Source organism: Shimazuella alba (assembly GCF_009831235.1).
GTDB lineage: Bacteria > Bacillota > Bacilli > Thermoactinomycetales > Thermoactinomycetaceae > Shimazuella > Shimazuella alba.
The window spans coordinates 257,340-281,633 of sequence record NZ_WUUL01000001.1; the positions used below are offsets into that span (position 1 = coordinate 257,340).

21 protein-coding genes and 1 pseudogene are annotated in these 24,294 nt (G+C 37.7%); 11 read left to right on the top strand and 11 right to left on the bottom strand.

Going from position 1 to position 24,294, the window contains the following annotated elements; translation table 11 throughout:
- Nucleotides 1-2: 2 nt before the first annotated feature.
- The gene (locus GSM42_RS01235) at nucleotides 3-1,259 is read right to left on the bottom strand and encodes a glutathionylspermidine synthase family protein (RefSeq protein WP_237446415.1); all 1,257 of its coding nucleotides are present in this window, start codon (nucleotides 1,257-1,259) and stop codon (nucleotides 3-5) included.
- Nucleotides 1,256-1,447 (bottom strand): hypothetical protein, encoded by a 192-nt coding sequence (locus GSM42_RS01240; protein ID WP_160799425.1) that lies wholly within the window; start codon nucleotides 1,445-1,447, stop codon nucleotides 1,256-1,258. The genes GSM42_RS01235 and GSM42_RS01240 overlap by 4 nt, the downstream gene beginning before the upstream one ends.
- 332 nt (nucleotides 1,448-1,779) lie before the next feature.
- On the opposite strand from GSM42_RS01240, the gene GSM42_RS01245 reads away from it, so the two are divergent.
- Nucleotides 1,780-2,469 (top strand): GH25 family lysozyme, encoded by a 690-nt coding sequence (locus tag GSM42_RS01245; RefSeq protein ID WP_160799426.1) that lies wholly within the window; start codon nucleotides 1,780-1,782, stop codon nucleotides 2,467-2,469.
- Between the two features lie 8 nt (nucleotides 2,470-2,477).
- On the opposite strand, the gene GSM42_RS01250 is transcribed toward GSM42_RS01245, so the two are convergent.
- Entirely contained in the window at nucleotides 2,478-3,206 is a 729-nt protein-coding gene (locus GSM42_RS01250) for a manganese efflux pump (protein ID WP_275402113.1), read from the bottom strand.
- A gap of 24 nt (nucleotides 3,207-3,230) precedes the next feature.
- Between GSM42_RS01250 and GSM42_RS01255 the strand changes: the two genes are divergently transcribed.
- The 3 genes from GSM42_RS01255 (at nucleotide 3,231) to GSM42_RS01265 (ending at nucleotide 4,784) form a co-directional block, all read left to right on the top strand.
- On the top strand, nucleotides 3,231-3,830 hold the full coding sequence (locus GSM42_RS01255) for a YczE/YyaS/YitT family protein (protein ID WP_160799428.1): 600 nt from the start codon (nucleotides 3,231-3,233) through the stop codon (nucleotides 3,828-3,830).
- Between the two features lie 102 nt (nucleotides 3,831-3,932).
- The gene (locus GSM42_RS01260; protein ID WP_160799429.1) at nucleotides 3,933-4,124 is read left to right on the top strand and encodes a glycine zipper domain-containing protein; all 192 of its coding nucleotides are present in this window, start codon (nucleotides 3,933-3,935) and stop codon (nucleotides 4,122-4,124) included.
- Nucleotides 4,125-4,247: 123 nt separating this feature from the next.
- Nucleotides 4,248-4,784, top strand: a complete 537-nt coding sequence (locus tag GSM42_RS01265) for an NADPH-dependent FMN reductase (RefSeq protein WP_160799430.1) — start codon at nucleotides 4,248-4,250, stop codon at nucleotides 4,782-4,784.
- Nucleotides 4,785-4,879: 95 nt separating this feature from the next.
- Here GSM42_RS01265 and GSM42_RS01270 read toward each other — a convergent pair whose 3' ends face one another.
- Nucleotides 4,880-5,764, bottom strand: a complete 885-nt coding sequence (locus tag GSM42_RS01270; protein ID WP_237446416.1) for a LysR family transcriptional regulator — start codon at nucleotides 5,762-5,764, stop codon at nucleotides 4,880-4,882.
- 208 nt (nucleotides 5,765-5,972) lie between these two features.
- Between GSM42_RS01270 and GSM42_RS01275 the strand changes: the two genes are divergently transcribed.
- From GSM42_RS01275 to GSM42_RS01285, 3 genes are all read left to right on the top strand, one after another.
- Nucleotides 5,973-6,608, top strand: coding sequence for an MFS transporter (locus tag GSM42_RS01275; RefSeq protein WP_160799431.1), 636 nt, complete (start codon nucleotides 5,973-5,975; stop codon nucleotides 6,606-6,608).
- 946 nt (nucleotides 6,609-7,554) lie between these two features.
- Nucleotides 7,555-8,781 (top strand): alpha/beta fold hydrolase, encoded by a 1,227-nt coding sequence (locus GSM42_RS01280; RefSeq protein WP_160799432.1) that lies wholly within the window; start codon nucleotides 7,555-7,557, stop codon nucleotides 8,779-8,781.
- Between the two features lie 413 nt (nucleotides 8,782-9,194).
- Nucleotides 9,195-10,178 (top strand): ketoacyl-ACP synthase III, encoded by a 984-nt coding sequence (locus GSM42_RS01285; protein ID WP_160799433.1) that lies wholly within the window; start codon nucleotides 9,195-9,197, stop codon nucleotides 10,176-10,178.
- 493 nt (nucleotides 10,179-10,671) lie between these two features.
- Here the strand turns inward: GSM42_RS01285 and GSM42_RS01290 are convergent, their stop codons facing one another.
- The gene (locus tag GSM42_RS01290) at nucleotides 10,672-11,262 is read right to left on the bottom strand and encodes a GNAT family N-acetyltransferase (protein WP_160799434.1); all 591 of its coding nucleotides are present in this window, start codon (nucleotides 11,260-11,262) and stop codon (nucleotides 10,672-10,674) included.
- A 540-nt stretch (nucleotides 11,263-11,802) separates the two neighbouring features.
- On the bottom strand, nucleotides 11,803-12,111 hold the full coding sequence (locus GSM42_RS01295; protein ID WP_160799435.1) for a hypothetical protein: 309 nt from the start codon (nucleotides 12,109-12,111) through the stop codon (nucleotides 11,803-11,805).
- A gap of 459 nt (nucleotides 12,112-12,570) precedes the next feature.
- On the opposite strand from GSM42_RS01295, the gene GSM42_RS01300 reads away from it, so the two are divergent.
- Nucleotides 12,571-12,768 (top strand): hypothetical protein, encoded by a 198-nt coding sequence (locus GSM42_RS01300; RefSeq protein WP_160799436.1) that lies wholly within the window; start codon nucleotides 12,571-12,573, stop codon nucleotides 12,766-12,768.
- A 360-nt stretch (nucleotides 12,769-13,128) separates the two neighbouring features.
- Nucleotides 13,129-16,114 (top strand): annotated as a pseudogene (locus GSM42_RS01305) (Tn3 family transposase).
- 271 nt (nucleotides 16,115-16,385) lie between these two features.
- On the opposite strand, the gene GSM42_RS01310 reads toward GSM42_RS01305, so the two are convergent.
- On the bottom strand, nucleotides 16,386-16,748 hold the full coding sequence (locus GSM42_RS01310; RefSeq protein WP_160799437.1) for a hypothetical protein: 363 nt from the start codon (nucleotides 16,746-16,748) through the stop codon (nucleotides 16,386-16,388).
- Between the two features lie 284 nt (nucleotides 16,749-17,032).
- Between GSM42_RS01310 and GSM42_RS01315 the strand changes: the two genes are divergently transcribed.
- A complete protein-coding gene (locus GSM42_RS01315; RefSeq protein WP_202404709.1) occupies nucleotides 17,033-17,923 on the top strand; it encodes a tyrosine-type recombinase/integrase in 891 nt (296 codons plus the stop codon).
- A gap of 629 nt (nucleotides 17,924-18,552) precedes the next feature.
- Here GSM42_RS01315 and GSM42_RS01320 read toward each other — a convergent pair.
- On the bottom strand, nucleotides 18,553-19,101 hold the full coding sequence (locus tag GSM42_RS01320; protein WP_160799438.1) for a DUF1697 domain-containing protein: 549 nt from the start codon (nucleotides 19,099-19,101) through the stop codon (nucleotides 18,553-18,555).
- Between the two features lie 101 nt (nucleotides 19,102-19,202).
- Between GSM42_RS01320 and GSM42_RS01325 the strand changes: the two genes are divergently transcribed.
- A complete protein-coding gene (locus GSM42_RS01325) occupies nucleotides 19,203-19,340 on the top strand; it encodes a hypothetical protein (RefSeq protein ID WP_160799439.1) in 138 nt (45 codons plus the stop codon).
- A 331-nt stretch (nucleotides 19,341-19,671) separates the two neighbouring features.
- Here the strand turns inward: GSM42_RS01325 and GSM42_RS01330 are convergent, their stop codons facing one another.
- The 3 genes from GSM42_RS01330 to GSM42_RS01340 all read right to left on the bottom strand — a co-directional run bounded on the left by GSM42_RS01330 (nucleotide 19,672) and on the right by GSM42_RS01340 (nucleotide 24,286).
- On the bottom strand, nucleotides 19,672-20,121 hold the full coding sequence (locus GSM42_RS01330) for a hypothetical protein (protein ID WP_160799440.1): 450 nt from the start codon (nucleotides 20,119-20,121) through the stop codon (nucleotides 19,672-19,674).
- Nucleotides 20,122-21,762: 1,641 nt separating this feature from the next.
- The gene (locus tag GSM42_RS21090; protein WP_338055211.1) at nucleotides 21,763-22,761 is read right to left on the bottom strand and encodes a UDP-N-acetylmuramoyl-tripeptide--D-alanyl-D-alanine ligase; all 999 of its coding nucleotides are present in this window, start codon (nucleotides 22,759-22,761) and stop codon (nucleotides 21,763-21,765) included.
- Nucleotides 22,748-24,286, bottom strand: a complete 1,539-nt coding sequence (locus tag GSM42_RS01340) for a recombinase family protein (protein ID WP_160799442.1) — start codon at nucleotides 24,284-24,286, stop codon at nucleotides 22,748-22,750. The genes GSM42_RS21090 and GSM42_RS01340 overlap by 14 nt, the downstream gene beginning before the upstream one ends.
- Between the last annotated feature and the right edge of the window lie 8 nt (nucleotides 24,287-24,294).

Genomic DNA, 24,294 nt, shown 5'->3' on the forward strand with positions numbered 1-24,294 from the left:
ATTTATAATGGCAAGCCAATCGGTAAAAAGCGACTGGAATCCCCTGTAATCCGATCCGATATCCGGGTAGTGATGGCAGAAGCTTTTCCATCAACTAGGAAACACCCCCATAACAGCCATCCTCTGTAGGAACCCATCATGCTTTCCACTTCGATCTCTTCTAATGGGACTTTTTCCTGATACATCATAGCTTGATCCCAATATGCTTGTCCATCATCTTGTGATGTAATGGTTCCATCTTTTTCATATAAGGTAATCGCCCCGCCATTGCGCCCGAATATAGGTTTTCTGACATAGGGCTTCTTTCCTGTAAATACATTTTCTAAATAACTCGGCAACATATAGGTTTCTATGATCTCATGTTCATCTGTCGTAAAAAACATATTTTGCTCATGCAGATTCCAGATTAAAGCTTGGATTGCTTTATTTTGACTGATAAATCCACTAGGTGGATTGATGATCGCCAGTTTCTTTTGGGCGATCAATTGGAGTAGCTGAGCACCAACGGGAAAACCCGACTTGCTTTTTTCTGATGCTAGTATCTCTAAGGCATGAAACCGGAATAAGATATCGATGGGATGATCCATGCCTCGGACATAGAGTCCGTCCTGCTGAACCACGAGCTTAGACAGTGGGACAAAGGTAGCGGGTAAACCGGACTGTTGCAAGAGGTACCTGGTCGTGCCGGAATCTTCTATATGCCAATCCAATGAACTAAAGGTAATATGCTTGGAAGGATACCCTAGCTGCTGGTATCTCTTTCGTATGTACTGAAAAGAGTCCGTAAGCATCCGGCTTTGGTCATGATTTGGATTTTGCCATCCAAAGTAATCACAAACTTTTTGATTAACATAAAATGCTTCTACCACTTTCGAAGGAGTATCGCTATTAAATTCCAGCATTTTCAGCCCGTTTGGGGTATGAGCAAAATCAAATCGCCCAAGTAAAGTTGGTGTATGATCAGCGACAGACAAACGAAGAGTAGCCCATGTCTCTTGAGGAAACCCCAATTCTTGAAAAAGCTCTTCCGATCCCTTTTGTACAATTCGGATGGTCTTAGCAAAAATTTCCCCCAATTTTTCTGTAGCCGTCCTGAGGCTAGATACAAATAGCTCCGAAACAGGATAGATCGTGGCTAGTGCAAATTCTTCCTGATCACGTGCATCTATATCCCAAGTAAAAATCTTTTCTTCCCTTATGGGAGAATAAATTTCTTCTCTTCTTTTAGCATAATCCGTTTGGCGTAGCAGACGAATCAACCTCCAGAACCATCAGAACTATCACCTACTCCACCACTGGAACTGTTAACATCGACATCAACGCTGTCACACGCTACTTCATTTCCTTGAGAATCATAGCATTGTTCCTCATCATCACCACAACCAGCTAAAGGTATAGTAGTAAGTACTGCTGCAGCAAATAACCCAACAATTTTTTTTGTTTTCATTAAAATTACCTCCTTTTTGAAAATAATAATAAAAATTAGGAATTATGTATAGGGTTACTTCTCAGATATTTAGATATTGTACGAATTTCAAATAGTTTATTGAATGGAATAAAGGTATCATTATGGTTGAAGAAGGTGATACCAATAGTTTTAGAGGATTGTATTTTGAGAATTGTTAGGAAAGCACTACTCAATTAAGTTGATTAAAAACTAATTCGATTAAAAATACCATTTATTTATTTTTGTAAGGCGCTCTGAGTCTCTGAATTATTTTGTCATGGTTTTATATGCAAAAAATATAATATACTTCAATTCGAGAAAGAGAGGGAAAGATGAAACCTTATATCTACAGCGTGATTGTATTGGTTATTGGGTTGTGTACTTTACACTATTATGGGTACATATGGTACAACTCTGTTTTTACAGTCGGATATGAAGTAAAAGGTTTGGACATTTCACACCATCAAGGAAAAATTGATTGGAAGAAGGTGAAAGAGGAAGGGAGATTTCGATTTGTCTATATGAAAGCAACAGAGGGTAAAGATTTTAAAGATAAACGGTTTGTATACAATTGGGAAAAAGCAAAAGAAAATGGGTTTTTGACTGGTGCCTATCATTTTTTTTCTATGAAAAGTAGCGGAATTGAACAGGCAAGTCACTTTAAAAAGGTCGTACCTGTTCAATCAAATAGTTTGCCTCCAGTGGTTGATGTAGAGATCGCTACCTATCATGATAAAAGGAAAGTAAGAGACAGTTTACTATCTATGATGAAAGAATTAGAGGCAACTTATCAAAAGAAGCCGATTTTATATGTGACATATGATACATATCATGCTTACATAGAAAATTCATTTGAAAGTTATCGAATCTGGATTCGTGACATTTTTAAGTTCCCATCTCTTCCAAAAAAGGACTGGGAAATTTGGCAATATCATAATCGTGGACATGTAGATGGAATTAGTACTTATGTCGATATCAATGTCTATCAGCACACACTTTCCGATTTGCAAAACTTAAAGTAGACATTGTTCTACATAAATATTTCATACAAACCGATTCCGAGAAGTAAGCTTCCAGCTATGGAACTAGCAAACTTGTTGAGCCAAGAATACGACAGTCTCATTCCCATTCGAACACCTATTATCATTGTCCCAAAAGATATGAACCCAACCACAGCTGAAGACCAAAAAGGGGAAACACCCGTTATTCCACCACCAATACCTACCCCAAAGCAATTAAGAGAAAGCGCTATTCCTAGTAATACCGATTCTTTAGAAGAGATAACATTATTATTATCTTTATCTGCCTTTTCTGGATGATCCAATAATTGTTGCAAGTAGTTCCCTTGGTGTTCTTTTTGTTTGCATGTACCTATTCGTTTCCAATCAGCACCTATAGTCCATGCTCCTAAAGTGAATAGTATAATCCCGCCACCCAGATTAGCTAAGTTAGGATTTATATGATCCCCGATTAAACTTCCTAATGTTACAGATAAATAAGTGATCATCGCCCCAATCATGGCGATGATCATATTTGATTTCATTGTTATTTTAGTCGACTGTACTCCGTATGCCACTCCAACACCGAGATTATCCAAATTAGCTGCAACTCCAATTAGAATAATCGATAACCACTCCATATCCGACACCTCCCAGGTCTCTGGACATTTGTTACAGGATATGCAATGGGTGGCAAATGTTGAAAGAATAATCGAAAAGAAAGTAGTACAACCCTTTTCTCTTGCATATACATCTACCATTAAACAAAACGGGATGGATGCTATATGAGAATTTCCTCCACTCGAATCGTTCAATATATAGTTGGATTGTTCATAAAAACATTCGGATTGTCTCTTATCATCCGCTCCAATTTAGGAACGGGTGCTTGGGAGGCATTTTATATTGGTTTAGCAAATAAAACGGGTTTCTCTATCGGTTTGTGGGTTTTTATCATTGGCTTTTTTTTGATTTGGATGAATGCATTTTTGTGGAGAAGGAAACCAACTTATTCTTCCTTTTTTACGATCACGATTGTTGCGCTTTTTATCAACTGGTGGATGGATATGATACAAATCCATTCTTCTGAAATAGGTTTACAGATGAGTCTGTTTTGGACTGGATTGATCGTCGCTTCTATGGGGGCTTCCATTTATCTTCTTTCTAACTTTACCCCTACTCCTGTGGATCAATTTATGTTTGCATTATCACACCGGTTTCGTATATCCATTATGTATGCGAAAACAATAGGTGAGGTTTTCGCTCTACTATTAGCGATATACCTACATGGCTCGATTGGAATTGGTACGATTATTTTTACGTTTCTGTTTGGTCCGCTTATCCAATTTTTTATGACAAGAGGACAGCTCATTATCGGTGATAAGTAAAATGTCTATGTTATTGCGAATTTTAATTATGTATAATAAAAATGAAAGAAGGTATATTATTTTAATTCTTTTATTAGAATAAATAGGAAAGGATAGAGATACATGTCTGATCCCAATCCACTAAAAAAGAAAGGGTCAGGTATAGCAATAGGGATATCATTGGGGCTTTCTTTAGGAGTCGTCTTTGGGTTGACTATTTTTGATAATTTAGCATTAGGCATGGGAATTGGTGTGGCAATTGGTATTTCGTTTGGAGTTGCATTCGAAAGCTCTAATTCGAAAAAAGATGACTAGAGATATTCATAGATTGGCATGAGGATCAAATTTTGTTTGAATCCATTACTCATCTGCATGCTTTAGTAAGTGATAATGATACAATAAATTGAAACACATAATTTGAATTTGGAGGAATTACATATGTTGAAAATAGGAATTATTTTAGGGAGTACAAGACCTGGAAGAGTAAGCCCGCAAGTGGGGCAATGGGTAAAAGATATCGCAGATAAGCGCGGTGATGCGAGTTATGAAATATTGGACATAGCAGATTATGATTTACGTTTCCTTGGAGAAGCAGGGGGGGAAGAACAAGCGAAAAAATGGGCTGAAAAGTTGGATAGTCTTGATGGTTTTGTATTTGTCACTCCTGAATACAACCATAGTATAACTGGAGCACTAAAAAACGCGCTAGATCTAGCACGTGAAGAATGGAACAACAAAGCAGCTGGTATTGTTAGTTATGGTTCAACTGGTGGAGCACGGGCAGCTGAACATTTGAGAGGTATCCTAGGTGAATTGCTTGTCGCGGATGTGAAAACTCACCCAACTTTATCTCTTTTCACTGATTTTGAAAACTTCAGTACATTTAAACCACAAGATTTGCATTTGAACAATATCAATCTCATGTTGGATCAAGTAGTTGCATGGAGCGGAGCTCTTCAAACGATTCGAAAATAAAGGTTATGTAACTTCTGAACGAAAAGAAGACAGTATTAATACTGTCTTCTTTTCGTTTTTTATGTCATATATGGGGTCATGAAAAGGTATGTTTATCACATGATTTCTGTATTTTTACGATAGTAGTGGATAAGAAATTGTAGAAAACGTTTAGCTGCTTTTGAAAGATATCGGTCTTTTAGCCAAACGATTTGAAATGTACGTGTGCATTTAGGCTGTTCAATAGGCAGTAAGACAACTTTGTCAGTTGCTGCTGCTTTTGGAAGAAAGGCGATGCCTATCTCTATTTCTACAAAACTACTAATTGCTGATAATTCTTCTACTTCACAGATGGTTTGCAGATTCAGTCCAACATCCCTGCAAAATTTATCTGTTAATTGTCGGAAATGATTTCGAGTAGGTAAGCTAATGAAATCTTCATTCGATAGTTCTTGGAGATGAACCTTTGACTGATTCGCCAATGAGTGAGATTTGGGAACTCCAAGAAAAATTTCTTCTGTTATAAAGGAATAGCTGTCCATATTTTTGTGGTCTACAGGAAGGGAAGTAATATAAAAATCGATATCTCCATTTTTTAAAAATGATTGATTTTGTTCGTCGGAATTTGTTTGTTTGATAAATAGGCGATGGTCGGGAAATAACTCTAAGAAAGAACTAACTAATTCTGCATCACATTGATGATCAGTAGAAGCTAAAACCACTCTTCCCCTCACCATATCAGCTTGATCAGCAATTTGTCGTTTTCCTTCTTCTAATGCAGAGAGGGCTATCTCAACCTGTTTGAGAAAAATATGTCCATAATCATTTAACCGAATTTGCCGTTTTTGACGATCAAAGAGAGGTACGCCTAAATCACTCTCTAGCCGAGCAATGGTTTTACTAAGTGCAGGTTGGGCGATATGTAACTCTTCAGCTGCTTTGGTTAAATGACCGAGTTGCGCGACTTTCCGGAAATATTGCAGTTGTAATAATTCCATCATGAATCTCCTTTATATATATTCTGAGGAATGTTTATATGTCGAATTATATATTTTTATTTATCTATCAACTATTGTAGCATATCAATAACAAAAAGTTGTCAAAGCGGATATCGAATGAGGAGATGAGAGTAATGTGATAGTTTTCTTCATCGCAAAATGTGTTTCTATATATGACGGAATATTGTGAATGATAGGAGTGGAACAGAACATGAAAAATTTAGGCATATATTTATTAGCAATTGGGACTTTTTTAACTGGTACTTCCGAAATGGTAGTAACTGGTATCGTGAACATGATTGCAAATGACCTTGAGATAACGATTTCCCTTGCAGGGCAAATGGTCACTGCTTTTTCACTTTCTTTTGCTATAGGTACTCCTATTATCGTGTCCATGACGTCACGATTAGAGCGAAAAAAGGTATTGCTCAGTTCTCTAGGTGTTTTTCTAATTGGTAATTTGGTTTCGTTTTTTAGTTCTTCATTTGCTATTTTACTTGGTGCAAGAGTCATTTTAGGTACAAGTGCGGGTGTGTTTATTGTCGTTGCAATGAGTGTAGCAAGTAGATTGGTAGCATCAGATAAGATCGGTAATGCTATCAGTACGGTTTCGTTAGGATTTGGTACTTCACTCGTTTTAGGTGTTCCTCTAGGAGCAGTGCTCAGTGAATGGTTAGGATGGAGATACATTTTTGTTTTCTTAGCTATTCTTAGTTTTTTGATTATGATACCTTTGGCTAGAATAATACCTTCATTAGAAGGAGAAAATGCAATTCCTTTAAGCCTGCAGCTTTCTATCATAAAAAATAGAAAGATCCTAAGTGGATTATTCATTTTTTTTTCTTGATTACCGGATATGGAACTTCTTATACGTATTTAACCCCTTTCTTGCAAGAAAGTATCCATCTGGACATGTCCACTATTAGTCTAAGTATGCTTATATTTGGAATATTTTCTACAGTAGGAACTCGATTCGGTGGGTATGGAGCAGATAAATGGGGAGCTTCTAGAACTATATCGTACAGTATATTTTTCCATCGGATTTTAAGGAGAAATCCGATTCCTAGCAAAATAGCAAAACAAAGTGTTATTGAGTATGGTATCCATTATTGCCTTGGAGCGCTTTTAGCTTTTGGAATGCAGATGATTTGCTTTCTAACTTTTATTTCTTTTAGCTTAATCTTTATGGGGTATCATCAAAACGCTATTTACTAACAGAGTTACTTTCATATTCGGCATTATATTAGTAACTTATATAAGATTAAGATATAATTTTGACGTGAGACTTATGCTACTGATTTCAATGTCGCTGATTTTACTATGGGATCGAAAATCTGAAAGGATACTCTTTCGGTTACGATTAATTGAAAAACTAAGCTTCACAATACTTTCCGTCTGCACACATTGTCACGCAAAAGCCCCATGCGACTTACGGAGTTGACAGTTACTGAGCAAGTTACGAAATCAGCAATCAATTCAGTTGGTAACCCGATTTGAACGAGATGGACTTGTCAAGTGTCTAGGTACACATTACCACGCATGGCACTGATGTTATTGAATCGCGTCGAGTAGATCACGTGACTCAGCTCTCAAAATTCATTGAATGGCTTACTTTGGAGGAAAAAACACAATTACATCCGCATTACCAGCATTGAAACGTTTGATCGAACTAGAAGAAGATTCGTCATCACAAGCTGATCGTATTTTGTTGTTTATTTTGGAATAACAGATAAACCAAATCAGGATAAGTACATTCTTTTTAATAAATTTCAATTGTCTTAGGAGGAACTTTAGTGGCAACAGCTTCTTTTTCTCTAGAACCTAGTCCAATCTATGTGTCAGATGAGTTACTCTCTGATCTTCAAAATCGCTTAAAGTATACCAGATGGCCGCTTGGTACTGGGAATGACGACTGGTTTTATGGCGTTAATAGGAGTTATTTAGAGGAATTAGTGGACTATTGGATGAATCAGTTTGATTGGCGGAAATCCGAAAGTGCAATCAATGCCTATGAACACTATAAAGTAAATGTAGATGGTGTTCCTGTGCATTTTATGCGTAAACCAGGAACGGGACCCAATCCCATACCATTGATTTTATCGCATGGTTGGCCATGGACATTTTGGCATTGGGCCAAAGTCATTGATCCACTTGCGAACCCAGGTGCATTCAGAGGTAATCCAGCTGAAGCATTTGACGTAATCGTACCCTCTCTTCCTGGCTACGGATTTTCGTCACCATTATCTCACAGACCGGATATGAATTTTTGGAAAATAGCTGACCTTTGGCATACCCTTATGACCGATATTCTTGGCTATGATAAGTATGCGGCTGGAGGATGTGATGTAGGAGCGCTTGTAACGGGGCAATTGGGACACAAATATAGTGACAAACTATATGCAATCCACATCGGGTCTGCTCTAAAACTGAATTTCTTTAACGGGGATGATGCTTGGAATTTTGCTAGAGGTCGTGTTCTTCCGAACAATATTTCTCAAAAAATGAAAGAAAAGATTTTGGAGATTGATCGCCGATTTGCATCACATCTGGCCGTACATGTTATTGATCCTAGCACACTTGCCTATGGATTGAGTGATTCTCCAGTTGGAATGCTTGCATGGATTTTAGAAAGATGGATCAAATGGAGTGATAATAACGGTAACGTTGAGAATGTTTTTTCGAAGGACGACATCCTTACCCATGCAACCATCTTTTGGATAAACAATACTATTGAAACCTCCATACGAGTTTATGCGAATAATAATCGCTATCCATGGACACCTACTCATAATCGCTGGCCTGTTATTGAGGCACCCACTGGCATCACTTTTGTGAGTTATGAAAATCCACCTGGTATCACAACTGAAAATCGTGTACAGAATTTTCTCGACAGTGATCGTGCTCCTTGGTATAACCATGTCAACATTGCAGTTCACGAACATGGTGGACACTTTATCCCTTGGGAGATTCCAGATAAGTGGGTTGAGGACTTACGACGTACTTTTCGTGGACGTCGGTGAGTTCTAGGGACAGTTTTTATTCTGATCCACAATACCATTAGTGGAAAAGGAACGCGTATGAGACAGAAATCATCGAAAGTTTTAATCTATTGAATATGCTTTGGGTCAAAAACTAAAATTCGGCGTATTCTAAGGATGAATTACCTTCATTTTTACTTATTTGATTTTTATTTCTGAGCTGACCTCGTCAATGAGCTTTTGATGGTCGTACCTCAATTGGCTGTATGTGAAGATTAAGTTGCTTATCATCCAGTTTTTTATTAAGAAGACTAGTAGAATTGACAAGTAACTATTAGAATAGGGAAGACTCTTGAAAAGAGAGTCTTTTTTATATTTATTTATTTTATAGAGGAATACATTTATTATATTAAATAACGAATATTAAGAATTAGTTTATGGGAGGATTCATTTTCATGTTATTATCAAACGCCAAAGTGTCAGCTCTAGGATCCTATTTACCAGGAAGAAAGATGAGCAATAATGATTTATCGAAAATAGTAGAGACAAATGATGAATGGATAAGAAGAAGAACAGGCATGAAAGAGAGAAGAATTGCTGAAGATAATCAATTTACCAGTGATCTGGCTGTTAAAGCAATTGAAAATTTGATAGAAAACTTTCATATAGAAATAAAGAGTATAGATATGATTATCGTAGCGACTTCCACAGCGGACCATTTATTTCCAAGCGTAGCAAGTCAAATTCAGAATTATTTTTCTATTCCTTACTGCGGATCAATGGATGTAAGCGCGGCTTGCGCAGGATTTACATATGCACTTAATGTAGCAAATGGATTAGTTTCGACCAACCAATGCAAAAAAGCACTTGTTGTTGGGGCAGAGACTATGTCCAAGATAGTGGATTACGAAGATAGGACAACTTGTGTTTTATTTGGAGATGGTGCAGGAGTAGCACTTGTTGAACAGGAGTCAACGAACCCTAGTTTTATCCATACAGAACATGGAACCCAAGGAAACGCAGGTCAATATCTCTATGTATCAAATGTTGCAAACACCATTGGTGATGAAAAAATCAAGAAAGAGAAAAAAATTGTTCAAAATGGAAGGGAAGTATTTAAGTTAGCAGTTTCTACTATGTCTAATACGATACCATCATTTATAAAGAAAGCAGGATACGAGATAGAAGATATAAACTGGTTTGTACCACATAGTGCCAATCTCCGTATTATACAAGCGATCTGTAGTCGAATAGGTTTGCAAGAGGACGTTGTACTTTTCAGTGGAGAGTATTATGGCAATACATCGTCTGCTTCGATCCCATTGTGTTTAACGGATGCTTTCCATCAAGGAAAATTAAAAAAAGGGGATTTGGTTTTACTTTCAGGATTTGGTGGGGGATTTGTTTACTCACATAGTTTATTACGATGGTCTATATAGGAAAATGAAAAAAACCCGACGATCCTATATGGGGTAGTGACAGGGTTGCTGCTCTAGTCCGTCACATAGATTCCAATAAAAGTAAATCCCCATAAATATGTTGATTTTGTAGCTTATCTTGCTGGTTCTTTAAGGTGAGAATTATACTAGTGAAAAACAACTTAGATGATGAGGTACATCAGTGAAGAAAAATTGGACTGAAGAAGAACTCATTGGGGATCCGACAGAAAAACGCGGATTTACCACGCTAAGGATCAAAAGTAACCAAAGACCCGAAAATCAACCACGTAAGGATTGATTTTCGGGTCTCGTTATGTTCCCAGTTGAGCCCTCAAATATGATTAGCAATTCCTTGTCAAGCTGACCTTGTTGTTCCAAATATTTCGCTGCTTTTGTGAGTTACACGATATTCACCATATGGTAATGGCATTGAGGATAATATGTAGTGCTGTTCACCTTTTTGATCAGCAGCCTTCGGTATTCTTGTAAGCTATTAATTATTTTCACCGACTGCCAACCTCCAATCATTACATCGTATGATATTCCCAATGGGGTATTCAAAATCACACTCACCGATTAACGAGAAGCCAAGCTTGCGACAAATAGCGTTAGATGCTAGATTGATGATTTTAGGGTAAGCATGAATGGATCTATGTTTCTTTTCAGAATTGACAAAAGCGATGGCTTTTTCTGTTGCTTCTGTCGCTATCCCTCTACCTTGAAATGCTGGCAAAACACTCCAACCAATCTCATAAACAGATTCTTTTTTCCAAATTTTGTCCCAATAGCCTACACTACCAACAACTTCAAGATACGGTAAAAGGAGAATCTTAAACATACGACCAGTTCCTTTTTCAGCGATCTCATAGTACCGCTTATGACGAGCAAGGATTTGTTTCTCGGTTTCTGGCCCCCCAAAGTGTACTGTCATTTCAGGCGAATTTAGAAGTCGAAGTAAATCAAGATCACCTTCATTCCAAGGTTCAATCCTTATTTCTGGCGCACTTCTTTGTTTCGATATATCGCTCACCCCGCCTTTTGGTCTTCCAAGTTTAATTTTGAGTATTTGGTAGTTGCCTAACATATATTTTACTACTCTACTTGAACAAATTCGCTGACAAAAATACCCAACCTGAAATCAATCCTTCTCGTGGTTGATTTTCGGGTTTTTCATTACTTTTGGTGCTTAACGTGGTAAATCCGCGTTTTTCTGTCTGGACCCTATTTAGCGAAAAAATCAAGCAATTGAATGATGAACCTAACATGTTCAAGAGATTACTTGTTTCTACCCGACGGGCCTGGTACAACCTGTCGAATCGGAGAAGAGCGTTGAGTAATTGGGATCACTGTAGATCGGTTATTTAATTGGGCAAGGAACAAAACCGGAGGAAGTACAAAATGATCGACGAGCATTGGAGAACGTGGGGACATGGAACAAAAAAATTCAAGAAGTTATAAAAAGCAACTGAAGAACTGCTTCTTATGATAAGTAAATAATAAGTGACAACCTTATCCATTTATTTTCAAGATTATCTAAAACGAAATTTGAGGTCCACACAGATTTCACTGTGTGGACCGATCTGTATCAGTTACAAATCACTGAAGGGTTACCCATAACCTTGTATTACCTAGTTTTATGGGTGATTTTGCAACCAAGGACTGTCTTCGATTCTCCAAATCGGAAAGTCTCGATAGGCATCCCTCCACGTTCACGATGCACAAGAACCCTCTTATCCTTTGTAAGAGAAATCAAGATGCCTCCTTGAGGTGTGTAGAAGGTGAAATTCCTGCCCTTACGGACAATGATGTCGCTCCAGAAGGTATCGTTATCCCCAGTAATTTCGATCTCGATGATCGGATTACGGGACCTATCATACGGCTTCTTTTCATCTGCAAGCTTGCACTTGACAGACTGCATTCCCATGAAGGACATAGAGAGCTCCTATTTCTTGGTCGATTCCTTCGAACTCATTTTATCAATCTTTAATCAAAAAAGCTATCACTGTACAATCACGATATTTCCGATTTATGGAATCCATCTAACGGACTTATGCGAAAGGGGCAATCTATACCTCACTTGCTTGTGGTTGAAGTAACCTGTTTGAATAAGTAAGATTTCATCGCAGAACAATGGAAATCCTTTGTGGATTCTAAGGGTGTAACATCCTTAACTCTGTCTGGGCAACAGCCAGTTGTCCAGACATACGAAAATAAGGAAGTCATATGAATGAGTCATCATTATGATGGCTTTTTAATTTGAACTTTAGGGAATTCCCTAAGGAGTTTTTGGTCAAAATTTCAGTTTTGTTCTATGTTGTTTATAGTATAAAAATAGTATTTATCCACCACTCCTTCTCTTCTAGGGGTATGTAATCAAACGGAACCGCTACAAGTGAATGATATCTGGTATGGTAAAACTTCATATGAAAATGTATCGGCTAAAATCGATGCTGTGACTTCTCGTAATGTACAAGTATCCTTAGATCGTGTGGTAGCGATGGACGGTATGCAATTAGGGGTACAGCCAACATTTTGTATGAAACCTACGCTAAGGGAATTTACATCGCAGAACTACACTTCTACGATATAAATTGACCATATTGGAGCAAGTGGAGCAAGAAAAACTCCCTCTTGGTGGTCATATGACCACCAAGAGGGGCACTCGTTTTATATGGGGGGTTCCCGTACATGGGGTAAGCCACCGATTCACATATTGAGGGGCCACTCTGGAAATTAATTACATAATCACGCCAATGTTTAGTAAAAAGATGAAGCTATTTAATTGAACATTGAATATCATTTTGCTTTATAAGGGGTAGTGACAGGGTTGCTGCTCTAGTCCGTCACATAGATTCCAATAAAAGTAAATCCCCATAAATATGTTGATTTTGTAGCTTATCTTGCTGGTTCTTTAAGGTGAGAATTATACTAGTGAAAAACAACTTAGATGATGAGGTACATCAGTGAAGAAAAATGGACTGAAGAAGAACTTATTGAACATTTTACCTTGTTGCCAAATGAACGTCATTTAGTAATGGGAAATAAAACAGAAGTAAATCGTTTAGGTTTTGCTGTCCTTCTGAAGTATTTTCAACAAGAAGCTAAATTTCCTAGTAAAAAGCAAGATATTTCTAAAGTGGTTCTGGATTACATAGCAAAACAGCTAGATCTTTCCCCTGATCTATTTGATCCACAGTTGGGGAGGAAAAGAAAAAACCTATACGCGACATCGACAAAGTATAAGAAAGCTGTTTGGTTTCCGAGAATGGGCAAAGGAAGAAAAGAATCGGTATGAAGAATGCTTAAAGGAACAGGTTTCATTCACACATGACGTAGATTATCTGAAAAGTCAATCTTATAGCCTATTTCGTGAATGGAAAATCGAACCACCTTCCTCTGGTAGTTTAGCTCGGATGATAGACTCAGCTATTCATACCTTTGAGAAAACATTTTTCCAAGAAACTTTATCCAAAACTACCTGTTCACGATTGGATGCCCTTCTTGAATCCACCATCGAAAAGGAAAACGACGGATGGACAGAAGAGAAAAAGGAGGATATCTTCTCCTTTCGTTATCTGTTGTCGTCTCCCAATAAACCCAGTGTAAACACGATGAAGGAAGAAATAAAAAAGCTGTTAGCAATTCGTCATCTTCAAATTCCTGATTCGTTATGTAAACAAGTGAATCCAAAACTATTAAAGGTTTATCGATTTCGTGCAGCTACCGAAACGGTAACAGAACTGCATGCCCATCCACCTTATATTCGTTACAGTTTGCTGGCCATTTTATTTTGGCATCGTTTAGCGGAAGTGACCGATCATTTGGCAGATTTAATTGATGAAGGGACTCGAAAGCTTGGAAATAAGGCGGAAAACAAAATCAAAATCGAAGTGGTAAAAGAATTACAAAAAGTAGAAGGCAAGAATAAACACATCATTGATTTATTAGAAGCTGCTATTACCCACCCAGAAGGTGTGATTCAAGATACCTTATATCCTGTGGTAAATCCGGAAACCATTCGAAATATCATCCAAGAAATGAAACGAAACAAACGGGAATACCGAGAAAAAATTTACACCAAGATGCACACTTCCTACCAAGGACATTACCGATCTTCTTTCTGTGATATGTTCAAACATCTGTATTTTCGTTCCAATAACCAAAATCATCAACCTGTCATTGAAACGATTCAACTTATTCGAGATTATGAAGGTAGTGGACAACGCTATTTTGCTCTTGCGGATGAAGTACCAATTGAAGGGGTCATTCAACCGAAATGGCAAGAGATCCTGATTGAAACAGATAGTAAAGGAGAAGAACGTGTCAATCGGGTAAATTATGAGATTGCTGTTTTACAATCCCTTCGCAAGCGACTACGTTGTAAAGAAATTTGGATTAAGGGAGCAGACCGCTATCGGGATCCCGAAGAGGACCTTCCCCAAGATTTTGAAGAACACAAAGAAGAACATTTTCAAGCCTTGAAAATCCTGCTGGATGTCGAACTTTTCATCTCGAAAATAAAAGATTTGATGAAAGACAGCCTAAGTCTATTGAATCAAGGAATCGAAGAGAAAAGCAATACAAAAGTGACCATCACTACAAAGAATAACAAAGGTTGGATGAAGGTCACTTCCCCTAGAAAAACAGGAGGAACCCCAACATTTGGGCACATTAAGAATCATATCAAGAAACGCTGGTCGGATATCAATTTGCTCGATATCTTAAAAGAAACGGATTTCCATACCCATTTTACCGAGCATTTTAAGTCTACCGCGGATCGGCAGATTTTAGATCAAGAAACGATTCAACGACGATTACTACTCTGTTTATTTGGTTTAGGAACAAATACCGGTTTAAAGGCAGTATCTGCTGGGAGCAACACCGATAGTTATTGGGAACTCCGCTATCTTTGGTATAAGTTTATCCATAAAGAACATTTGCGAAAAGCCAATGCAGAAGTGGTGAATCGAATTATCCTTTATCGATTGAAAGAAGTGTGGGGAGATGCTACTACTGCTTGTGCTTCTGACTCCACCGCATTTGTTGCTGTGGATCAGAATCTCTTGACCCAGTGGCATCCTCGTTATCGAAGACGCGGAGTTATGATTTATCGGCACGTAGATCGGAAGTCCGCCTGTGTCTATTCTCAACTGAAATCGTGCCTTTCTTCGGAAGTTGCTTCCATGATGGAAGGAGTTCTTCGCCATTGTACCGATATGGAAGTAAATAAAAATTATGTCGATACCCATGGACAGAGTGTCGTTGCCTTTGCTTTTTCTCATTTGCTCGGTTTCAAACTGATGCCACGCTTCAAAAATATTGGTTCGCAAAAGTTATATCGCCCCGAAACAGGAATGAATGAAGCATATCCTCATTTACAGCCTGTACTAAGCAAACCAATTAACTAGGATCTGATCCGACAACAGTATGATCAAATCGTCAAATATGCTACCGCTCTTCGTCTAGGTACTGCATCAGCAGAGGCTATTTTAAAGCGATTTACAAGGGATATTCAACATCCCACCTATCGGGCCATCTGTGAATTAGGCAAAGCGATGAAAACCGTTTTCTTATGTGAATACCTGCATTCAGAAGAGATTCGCAGAGAAATTCAGGAAGAACTCAATACCGTGGAGAATTGGAACTCTGCCAATACCTTTATCTTCTATGGAAAAAACAGTGAAATACGTTCCAATTCCTTGGAGGATCAAGAAGTGTCGGCATTATCCCTTCAATTGCTTCAAAATTGCTTAGTTTATATGAATACCTTGATGGTCCAAGAAGTTCTTTATGAGAACGATCAATATTGGCTGAAGAAGATGACACCAGAAGACTTTAGAGGGTTATCACCCTTATTTTATCATCATGTGAATCCATACGGGATTTTCAAGCTGAATATGGAAAAGCGGATACCCATTAAATTGGATGTCGCCTAGTGTCTAGTGCTGTTAACGAGTTGAGAACTAACAGCCATGTAAAATATAATGATGTAAAAGTTCTTTATCGTATTAGACCCGAAAATAGAAAAACAGTGACAGGATTGTATCACTGTTTTTCTATTTCTATTCCCATTTACATCTTCACTAAAGAAGAATTTAATTTTCTTAGATTATATATGTCAAATGTAAAGATACTACCAATTGTTTAATTTTAAAATTTGGTGCCAGGCACCCGAGCGATGCTCAGGTGTCTGGCGACCGGTCTTGGTCAGGCGATGCCCAACTCCTTCAAGGTGATCTCTGCCACGGCGCGGAGCTCGGGCATCTTCGAGTTGCGGAATCCCGCCTCGCACGCGTACTGCGCGATGCAGTCCAGCTCCGCCTCCGTGAGCGGGGTTCCCCCACTGGTGACAGAAAACATCTTCGCCGCCAGTCGGGCGAAGGGCCAAACCGACTCACGGAGCATCTTGAGGGTACCGGGACCGTCGGAGACATCGATTTCGCGCTCGTCCATCTGGACGAGCACCGGCTCGACCGCCTCGACTGCAGCCCAGAAGGCCTTGACCTTCTTGGGGTCCTTCACGAACTCGCAGGGGACGGGAGCCTTCTGAACTGCCTGAATCTCGGTCATCACAACTCCTTGTTGTGCTCGTGTACCAAAACCGACACTATTCTCATATTATAACAAATAATTATGAGATAATGGATTAACTCAGAAATTAATTTTCACAGAATATACTGTTCTTTTTTATTTCTAGTAATGTTACTGATCCCAAATACCTACACATTAATATCCTTATAATGGTAATGAGGAAATATGAAACATAACATCATTTATGTTTACTTTTTTTACCATTTCAGCTACGATATTCAACAATAAGGAAACATAATTGATGAAAAGAGTGCATGAATCCCATGAAACATAATTTATCAGAAGATATTCTTTGTTTGTTCAAACAACATTTGATCTCGAATGAAAAATCTCCTAACACGATTTCCTCTTATCTATCTTCTGTGAAAGCATTCATTGGGTGGTTTCAAGATCGATTTCAGAAAGTTCCCAAGCAGTTATTTGTAGAGAACGTAGCAGACTATAAAGTTTTCCTTCAGCAAAGAGGGGTGGCTCCTAGTACGTTTAACTCTCATATGGCTGGTTTGCGTTCTTGGAATGAATATCTTATTCAAACAGGGAAACAAGATCGCTTTGTAATCCAGAAAGAGGATTGGAAGAAGGTTCAACACGGGTATGCGTCACCAGCCGTACATAGTGAAGCCGATGTACAGCGATTTATTCAGACAGTGTTAGAATCAAAAAACAAACGCGATTATGCTTTGGTGAATCTACTGGCTTATACTGGTTTGCAAATCAGCGAGGCTCTTTCACTGGTAATCCAAGATCTTTATTTGGAGTCTCAAGAGTTATTAGTGAGAGATGGAAAAGGAAATAAGTCTCGAACCGTTTTTTTATCGGACAAGGTGGTTCGATTGCTGAGGGATTACCTAAAGCAAGAGAGATCCAAGTATCGACTGGCAGAAGTTAGCCCATATGTATTCCTTAGTAACCGTAGTCAGCAGCTCTCACGAATCACTGTTTTCAAATCATTTAGCAAGTATAGCAAGTTAGCAGATATGGAGCTGACCATTTCTCCACATGATCTAAGACATTTCTTCTGCTCGAATGCGTTAGAAAAAGGATTAAATGTTCATGAAGTGGCATCCATCGCTGGACATAGTAATATTCACACCACATTGCTTTATACCAATCCTAGTCGAAAAGCAATGCTAGCTAAATTAAATCTGCTCTAAAGAAGGGCTGGTTTCTTCGATTTACATATTATGTAAAATATCTGACGGACTAGAACAGCAACCCTGTCACTACCCCTATATCACAGATCGTCAGGTTTTTAAAAGAAGAAATTGGATGGCAGTATTTAGATATAGCTTTTAATATTGGTTTGCTTTGCATAGAAAGCATCAAATTGATTTGAACCCTTTGTAAAGTAGGTATGTAATGGGATGAGGATAACCTTTTTTATCTCTTCTTGCCAGCAGGGTAACGAAGAATATAGGTTTCCGTCTCACCGCACATTGCACTGACATACACATTATCAGAAATATATATATGGGTTAAAACATCACCAATAGTCGAGAATACACTTTGTATGGTTTCGGATGTGGATCAACGGGAAGATTACAAAGGTGCTGAATTACTTTCGCATTAGCCCAACAGTTTTAATGATACATTTATTCGCCTTCGTTTTACTATGTTCGATTGTTATATGCAGGTTCTTCTGCTCTGCTCCACAAACGCAAACATTCAAGGTACGCATGTTACAATTCTTCATTGATGAATGGTAATTATTTCTATGTATCAAGGAGTCCCAAGCAATGATCTGGATGGGGAGGTGTCTCTGCGTGAATTCTAGGTGTTCTTACTAATAACATGTAATTCCTTGCATAAGTTCGTATATTTTGCGAGTTGTATTTACATTCCTTATCGTTATTTGTTTATATGGCTTTGAACCAACGAGTTTAGCCATACCAGATTTGGTAATATATTTTTTTTGAACTGACCATAGTATAGCTCCAGGAACGTATTTCACTGTATCAATTTCTGGTTTGATGACCAGCTTATGAAGCACTGACTCATCATCAATTTCGTCCCATAAAAACAACACATCACTTCTCATCTGTTTGTCATTTACCCATGCCTCTGGAAGGGAATGTATGACTTTTTTAATATCAACAAAACTACGGACTAAAACTTTGATTTTTAACCCGAAGTTTGTATGTATAGCCTCTTCTAAAATATGGGATATGGTTGTTTTAGAATGGCTATTCACGGTGAAAATAATATTACCTGAATTGATATATGAAACTACAGAGCTCATACCCACTTGTTCAAAAACTTTTTTAAGCAACTTCATGTCAATTTTATTTTTTCCGCCAACGTTGATTCCTCTAAGTAGTGCGACATAGACCATGATAATTCTCCTTTTTCGTTTGCATTTTAATACAAAACATTTGACGTATTAGAGGAAGTATCCTGTAACTGGATCTCCATCTTATTTTTAGGATGGACATCATGATTGAAATAACATTGCCGCAGCATTATTTGATTGAACAACACCCATTTAGTGAAGAAAATGGTTTTACTCCAATCAAAACCACACCAGACTCTATTAGGATTACGAAATTGGTTTTTAGATATATTGCTGAGTAAGAGATGTGTTTACTAGATTGTGATTTAGTCAAACACGCAAGGTAACGAGATTTTGTTTCCGAGACTTGCTCGTTCGTCTTATAAATTCGATTGCTCTGATTAGTTAAGTAGGAGACGAATATTTTTGCAATACCAGCAAAAAGAAATTAAGTTCCTCTTAGGTTGTTATTATTATGTTCACAAAAAACACCATTCCTTCCTTTTTCATAACTCTTATAGAAAGAATAGCGCGTTTTTTGAGGATTTTATTACGAGTGCACATCATAGACACTCGTCAAATTTATAGATGTAGGTCAACCGCATTTGTTGACCTACATAACCTATGAGAAAGTTATCGTCCTCGGCGGTTCACCTTAAAGAGCTGACCTCCATACCTACCAATGACATCTCGGACGATAACCACAATAAGGTCATCAGCAGCCTTATTAGCGAGCTTCTCTTCAACTCCTCGCAGCTTCATAATCTTCTTGTATTTGTTACTCAATTCGTTGAAAATGCTCTTTGGGCTATGTTCAATCGTGATTCCCCAAGGTTTGAAAACATTTGGAAGATCATTCACTAGCTTGGTCACTGCCACCTTCATCAGCAGATTATTGCCATTTGTGTATTTACCTGCATCTCTGCTAAAAGAAGAAAAGAGAAATGTATAGATACTACTATCATCTGTCCTTTCCTGATTAGAAAGACCAAGGACTTCTCGAATGACACTTGGAAATTCCTCATAGTAGTAATAGAAGTCATGATCAGACATCGATTGAAGGAACTTCGAAACCGCAAACATTTCTGTCTCCCATAGGTCTTAGGAAAAGCACAATCGTGCTTCTATCAAAATTGTATAGTATTATAAAATAATGATCAATTCTTTTTACATTTTGATCTTTTTTATATCGTTTTAGCTTGACGGGTATTGGTTAGAACCAGCGTCTATATCACCAAGTGTAATCTATCAATAAATGAAAAAACGACTTGCGTCTCATCCCGCCTCAAGTCGTTTTTGTATATGTGAATGAAAGAACTATGTAATTTGAACTCCCTTCTAAGAGTGGAGCAAAACCAAAATCCGTGGCTCCTTCGAATCCGTCCAAACATGGTAGGATGCGAGGTGCCAGGACGACCTAAGAGTAGGTCACTAGGAGCGACAGTTCATCGCCTTTTGAACTTGGACCTTTGCCTATCGATGCGCCGAGTTCGCGGACTTTCGCTTTTACGCCTGAAAGTCTCCGGCGACTGGACATCCGATACTTGCTGCTCATGTCGCTTGCGGCCGAGAATCAGCAAAATGATGAGGGCGAATAGGATAAAAGGCAATTCAGCCATGACTTCCCTTAGGTTGTCCTTTTTTGTTGCTGTAATTACTATACTCACAGATGAGTGGGGATAGCAAGCATATTTGGTCAAATTGCGTTTCGTTCCACAGTTTTTTGGGACTCTCAGGAGAGTACGAAAACAACAGCTTATAGAGTGGATCTATACTCGTGCTAAATGGAACTTATGTTACTTATATAAATCGTTAACTTGGAATGAAATTAAAAATGTCACTCATATCGTCGATGAGTGACATTTTTAATTTATGTCAAATTGCCCTTTGTGACACGGATGCTGGTTCTAGTTCTAATTGGATACTCAATTCACGACTTTTTATAAATATGGATGAAGCAAGGAGAGAAGATATCCAATAAAATCGTGATTTTATTGGATATCTCTTTTTGCGGAGCAGGAATAGATTTAAAGATAATCTCTGATTCATAATTAAATGAAATGTTCCATAAGGGGCAGTACCAGCAATTGAACGACGAACTCTAATTTCAAGATTTCCATCAAAGTTAGATGATGTTGCCAACATAATAGTAGATTTTATCGCAATACAACTCAAACGTCCTTCTGAAATGCTTGTTGTACGACGATTTGTTTATGGGATAGTAGTAGATATGGTAAATGAGAAAGTGAAGATAACACTAAAATTTGATAAGCTAGATTAATCAATAAATGCAAACAAGTTTGCACCACAAATAAATTCTTATTAATCTATAAGATACTAGATGCTATTCAAAACAGAAAACATAGTGAATACATAAATTATCTAAATAAAAAAACAAATAGTTATTCAATTGCAAAAGTCGTATATAAATCTCTCTGTAGTTTTACGTTTCACATATTCATAGAAAAGTTTCTAGTCAGTTAGAGTAACCTTATTAAGGTTTATTTCACTATCTACAAACAATTTGTAAGATGGTTTATTGCTAATTCTACTGAAAAATACCGTATCCTGATCTGGAGATTAATCTCTTTTACTATATTTGTGTTCAATTTCTCAAACAATAGAACAAGAGAAAAGCACTTGCATAGTCCAAAAAACGCTGTGATAAAACATAACAGATATACTTTTCCATCTGACAAAAGTATATCTGTTGATGATAATAGGTTAACGTAATGCTTGAACTACTTTTTCTAAATGAAGTTTTCGTGATGCTTTAAAATAGACAACTGATTTTAATGGAACCTTATTTCTTATATGTGCAATAAGTGGCGCGTGACGATAATAGGAGAAAACTTTTTGAGGGTTCATTCCGTTTCGAATTGCACTTTCCGCAATTTTTCGCCCGTGTTTCCCTATAGTGATGAGTTGATCAATATCTGATTTTGCAACATATTGGCCGATTGAAGCATGAGATCTATTCGAAATATTACCAAGTTCCAACATATCCCCTAGAACGGCTATCTTTGGTCGGTTATTTGCTATTTGTTGTAATACCCCTAAACCTGCTCTCATTGCTGTAGGATTTGCATTCCAAGCATCATTGATAAGAATACGACCTTTTCCAGATAAAACTTGAAGTCGCATTTTTGGTGTTTGGAAGCGAGCTAATCCTCTTTTAATATTTATGGGGGAGATGCCCATGCTTGTCGTAATTCCAATTGCAGCTAATGCGTTGTAAACATTATGTTTACCGTAGGTAGGAAGGAAGAAAGATACCCGTTTCCCTTGCACATTAGCATCAAATGTAATTCCTTTCGAGGAATATTTAATATTTTCCCCACGTACATCCGCAGATGGACCTAGACCAAAGGTGCGGATTTTTGCCTTTGATTTCTTTAAATTTAGCCGCTGTGATCTGGCATCATCTGCATTGATGTATAGAATTCCTCCAGAACGCATTCCTTCGACCAGTTCTTGTTTTGCCTTTACGACTCGGCTGAGTCCGCCTAAACTGCCTGCATGTGCTTCTCCTACATTGGTCACTACGCCGATATGCGGTTTTACGATATTGCATTGGCGCCGAATATTATTGAGGCTTTTCATTCCGATTTCTAAGAGAAGTAGATTGTGATGGTCTTTTAAACGAATTAAATAATTTGGTAAAAACGATAATGTATTAACATTATCTTTATACCAATAAACAAAAACATTAAATTTTCGGATAAATAACTAATGTAAACTGATCGTTACGCTGATGTTCTTCTTTTTTGTATGTACATTTTTCGAGTACGCTTTTTAACAAGGAATTTTTTTGTGCTGGATCATCTAACTGATCGTAAATTTCCAAGACATGTTTCACACGAGGGATGATATCTTTTTTTAATTTTAAGTGTTCTTTTGCTCTGGTTAAATCTTTTGTGATTTTTTGTATCATTGCATTGGTTTCTTCGATTCGTTTCGAAACAAGCTGTGATCGCTCTATGTAGGTGTTTTCTTCATAAATACCACGTTCTAATAAATCATGTAATCGATCTTTTTGGGAATCCAAGTTTTTTAATTCTTGATTCAAATTCATTAACGTTGTTTCTGTTAATTCAATAGTCGTGCTTTCGTGATCTAGCTCGTCGGTTTCATTCCATTTCAGCTGGTATTGTTCTAACCACTGATTGAGTACTGAAATGACTCTCCCCTCTACATGAGAGAATCGAATACTTTTATTTTTGCAATGCTTCCTCTTATAACAGAAGAGGTGAGGCGGTTGCTTTGGAAATGTTTTTAATGTCATAGATGATCCACAGTTTTCACATTCAATAAGTCCAGCCAGTGGGTTTGCTATAGTATTCGATGGTTTGCAGGGGACATGCCGCCTTTTCTTTAATAAATCCTGTGTTTTTTGGTATGTTTTCATTGAAATTAAGGCTGTGTGTTTCCCTTTTACATCAATCCATTCTTCTTTTGACCTTATAATAGAGCCAGATTTCTTATTCTTTGTTTGTGTTGCTTGCGTTTTTTTCCATTGCAGACGTCCTGCGTAGACTGCATTTTTTAGTATATTTCTCACTAAATAGCCATTCCATATTTTTCCCTCATAAGTATGGATACCCTGAGCGTTTAAAAGATCAGCAATTTTACTTGATCCAAGCCGTTGATGTGGATCTTCATTTGTATACCACTCGAACATCATTTTTACAATTGGAGCTGTTGCTTTGTCAGGAATTAAATAACGACCTTTTGAATCCTGTTTCACTTTATAACCATAGGGAGGCCGAGTTGCAATAAAATTCCCTTCCTTGGCAGATCGGATTCGTCCTCCTTGCAGACGACGTGTTATAATCTTTAATTCTTTTCGAGCCATAAAAGCTTCGAATTCCGAATACTCTTCATCCCATTCATCACGGAGATCATAGGTTTTACGTGGTGTAATGATCTTTGTATTGGAATTTCGAAATGTTTCTAAAATCAGACCTTGTTCCCTCATGTTTCCACGACCTAGGCGATCCATATCCATTACCAAAACACCATCATAATTATCTGCTTCGACTTCTTTTAGTAACTTCATCATTTTTGGACGGTGGAGAAGGCTTTCTCCTGACACAATTTCTTGTCTAATCTTAATAATATTTAGGTTATGCTGTTTCGCTACTTCTAGCAGTGCTTTTTTATGCTTTGCGAGCGTTTCACCTTCCCCTCTTGCTTCTGCTTCTATATCGCTCCTAGATTTACGAAGGTAAATGGCTACTCTTTCCATTGGAAAAT

Coding starts and splice junctions, on each gene's coding strand:
- GSM42_RS01240 (WP_160799425.1), bottom strand. CDS start 1,447: ATGAAAACAAAAAAAATTGTTGGGTTATTTGCTGCAGCAGTACTTACT.
- GSM42_RS01245 (WP_160799426.1), top strand. CDS start 1,780: ATGAAACCTTATATCTACAGCGTGATTGTATTGGTTATTGGGTTGTGT.
- GSM42_RS01250 (WP_275402113.1), bottom strand. CDS start 3,206: ATGGTAGATGTATATGCAAGAGAAAAGGGTTGTACTACTTTCTTTTCG.
- GSM42_RS01255 (WP_160799428.1), top strand. CDS start 3,231: ATGAGAATTTCCTCCACTCGAATCGTTCAATATATAGTTGGATTGTTC.
- GSM42_RS01260 (WP_160799429.1), top strand. CDS start 3,933: ATGTCTGATCCCAATCCACTAAAAAAGAAAGGGTCAGGTATAGCAATA.
- GSM42_RS01265 (WP_160799430.1), top strand. CDS start 4,248: ATGTTGAAAATAGGAATTATTTTAGGGAGTACAAGACCTGGAAGAGTA.
- GSM42_RS01270 (WP_237446416.1), bottom strand. CDS start 5,764: ATGATGGAATTATTACAACTGCAATATTTCCGGAAAGTCGCGCAACTC.
- GSM42_RS01275 (WP_160799431.1), top strand. CDS start 5,973: ATGAAAAATTTAGGCATATATTTATTAGCAATTGGGACTTTTTTAACT.
- GSM42_RS01285 (WP_160799433.1), top strand. CDS start 9,195: ATGTTATTATCAAACGCCAAAGTGTCAGCTCTAGGATCCTATTTACCA.
- GSM42_RS01290 (WP_160799434.1), bottom strand. CDS start 11,262: ATGTTAGGCAACTACCAAATACTCAAAATTAAACTTGGAAGACCAAAA.
- GSM42_RS01295 (WP_160799435.1), bottom strand. CDS start 12,111: ATGTCCTTCATGGGAATGCAGTCTGTCAAGTGCAAGCTTGCAGATGAA.
- GSM42_RS01310 (WP_160799437.1), bottom strand. CDS start 16,748: ATGACCGAGATTCAGGCAGTTCAGAAGGCTCCCGTCCCCTGCGAGTTC.
- GSM42_RS01315 (WP_202404709.1), top strand. CDS start 17,033: ATGAAACATAATTTATCAGAAGATATTCTTTGTTTGTTCAAACAACAT.
- GSM42_RS01320 (WP_160799438.1), bottom strand. CDS start 19,101: ATGGTCTATGTCGCACTACTTAGAGGAATCAACGTTGGCGGAAAAAAT.
- GSM42_RS01325 (WP_160799439.1), top strand. CDS start 19,203: ATGATTGAAATAACATTGCCGCAGCATTATTTGATTGAACAACACCCA.
- GSM42_RS01330 (WP_160799440.1), bottom strand. CDS start 20,121: ATGTTTGCGGTTTCGAAGTTCCTTCAATCGATGTCTGATCATGACTTC.
- GSM42_RS01340 (WP_160799442.1), bottom strand. CDS start 24,286: ATGGAAAGAGTAGCCATTTACCTTCGTAAATCTAGGAGCGATATAGAA.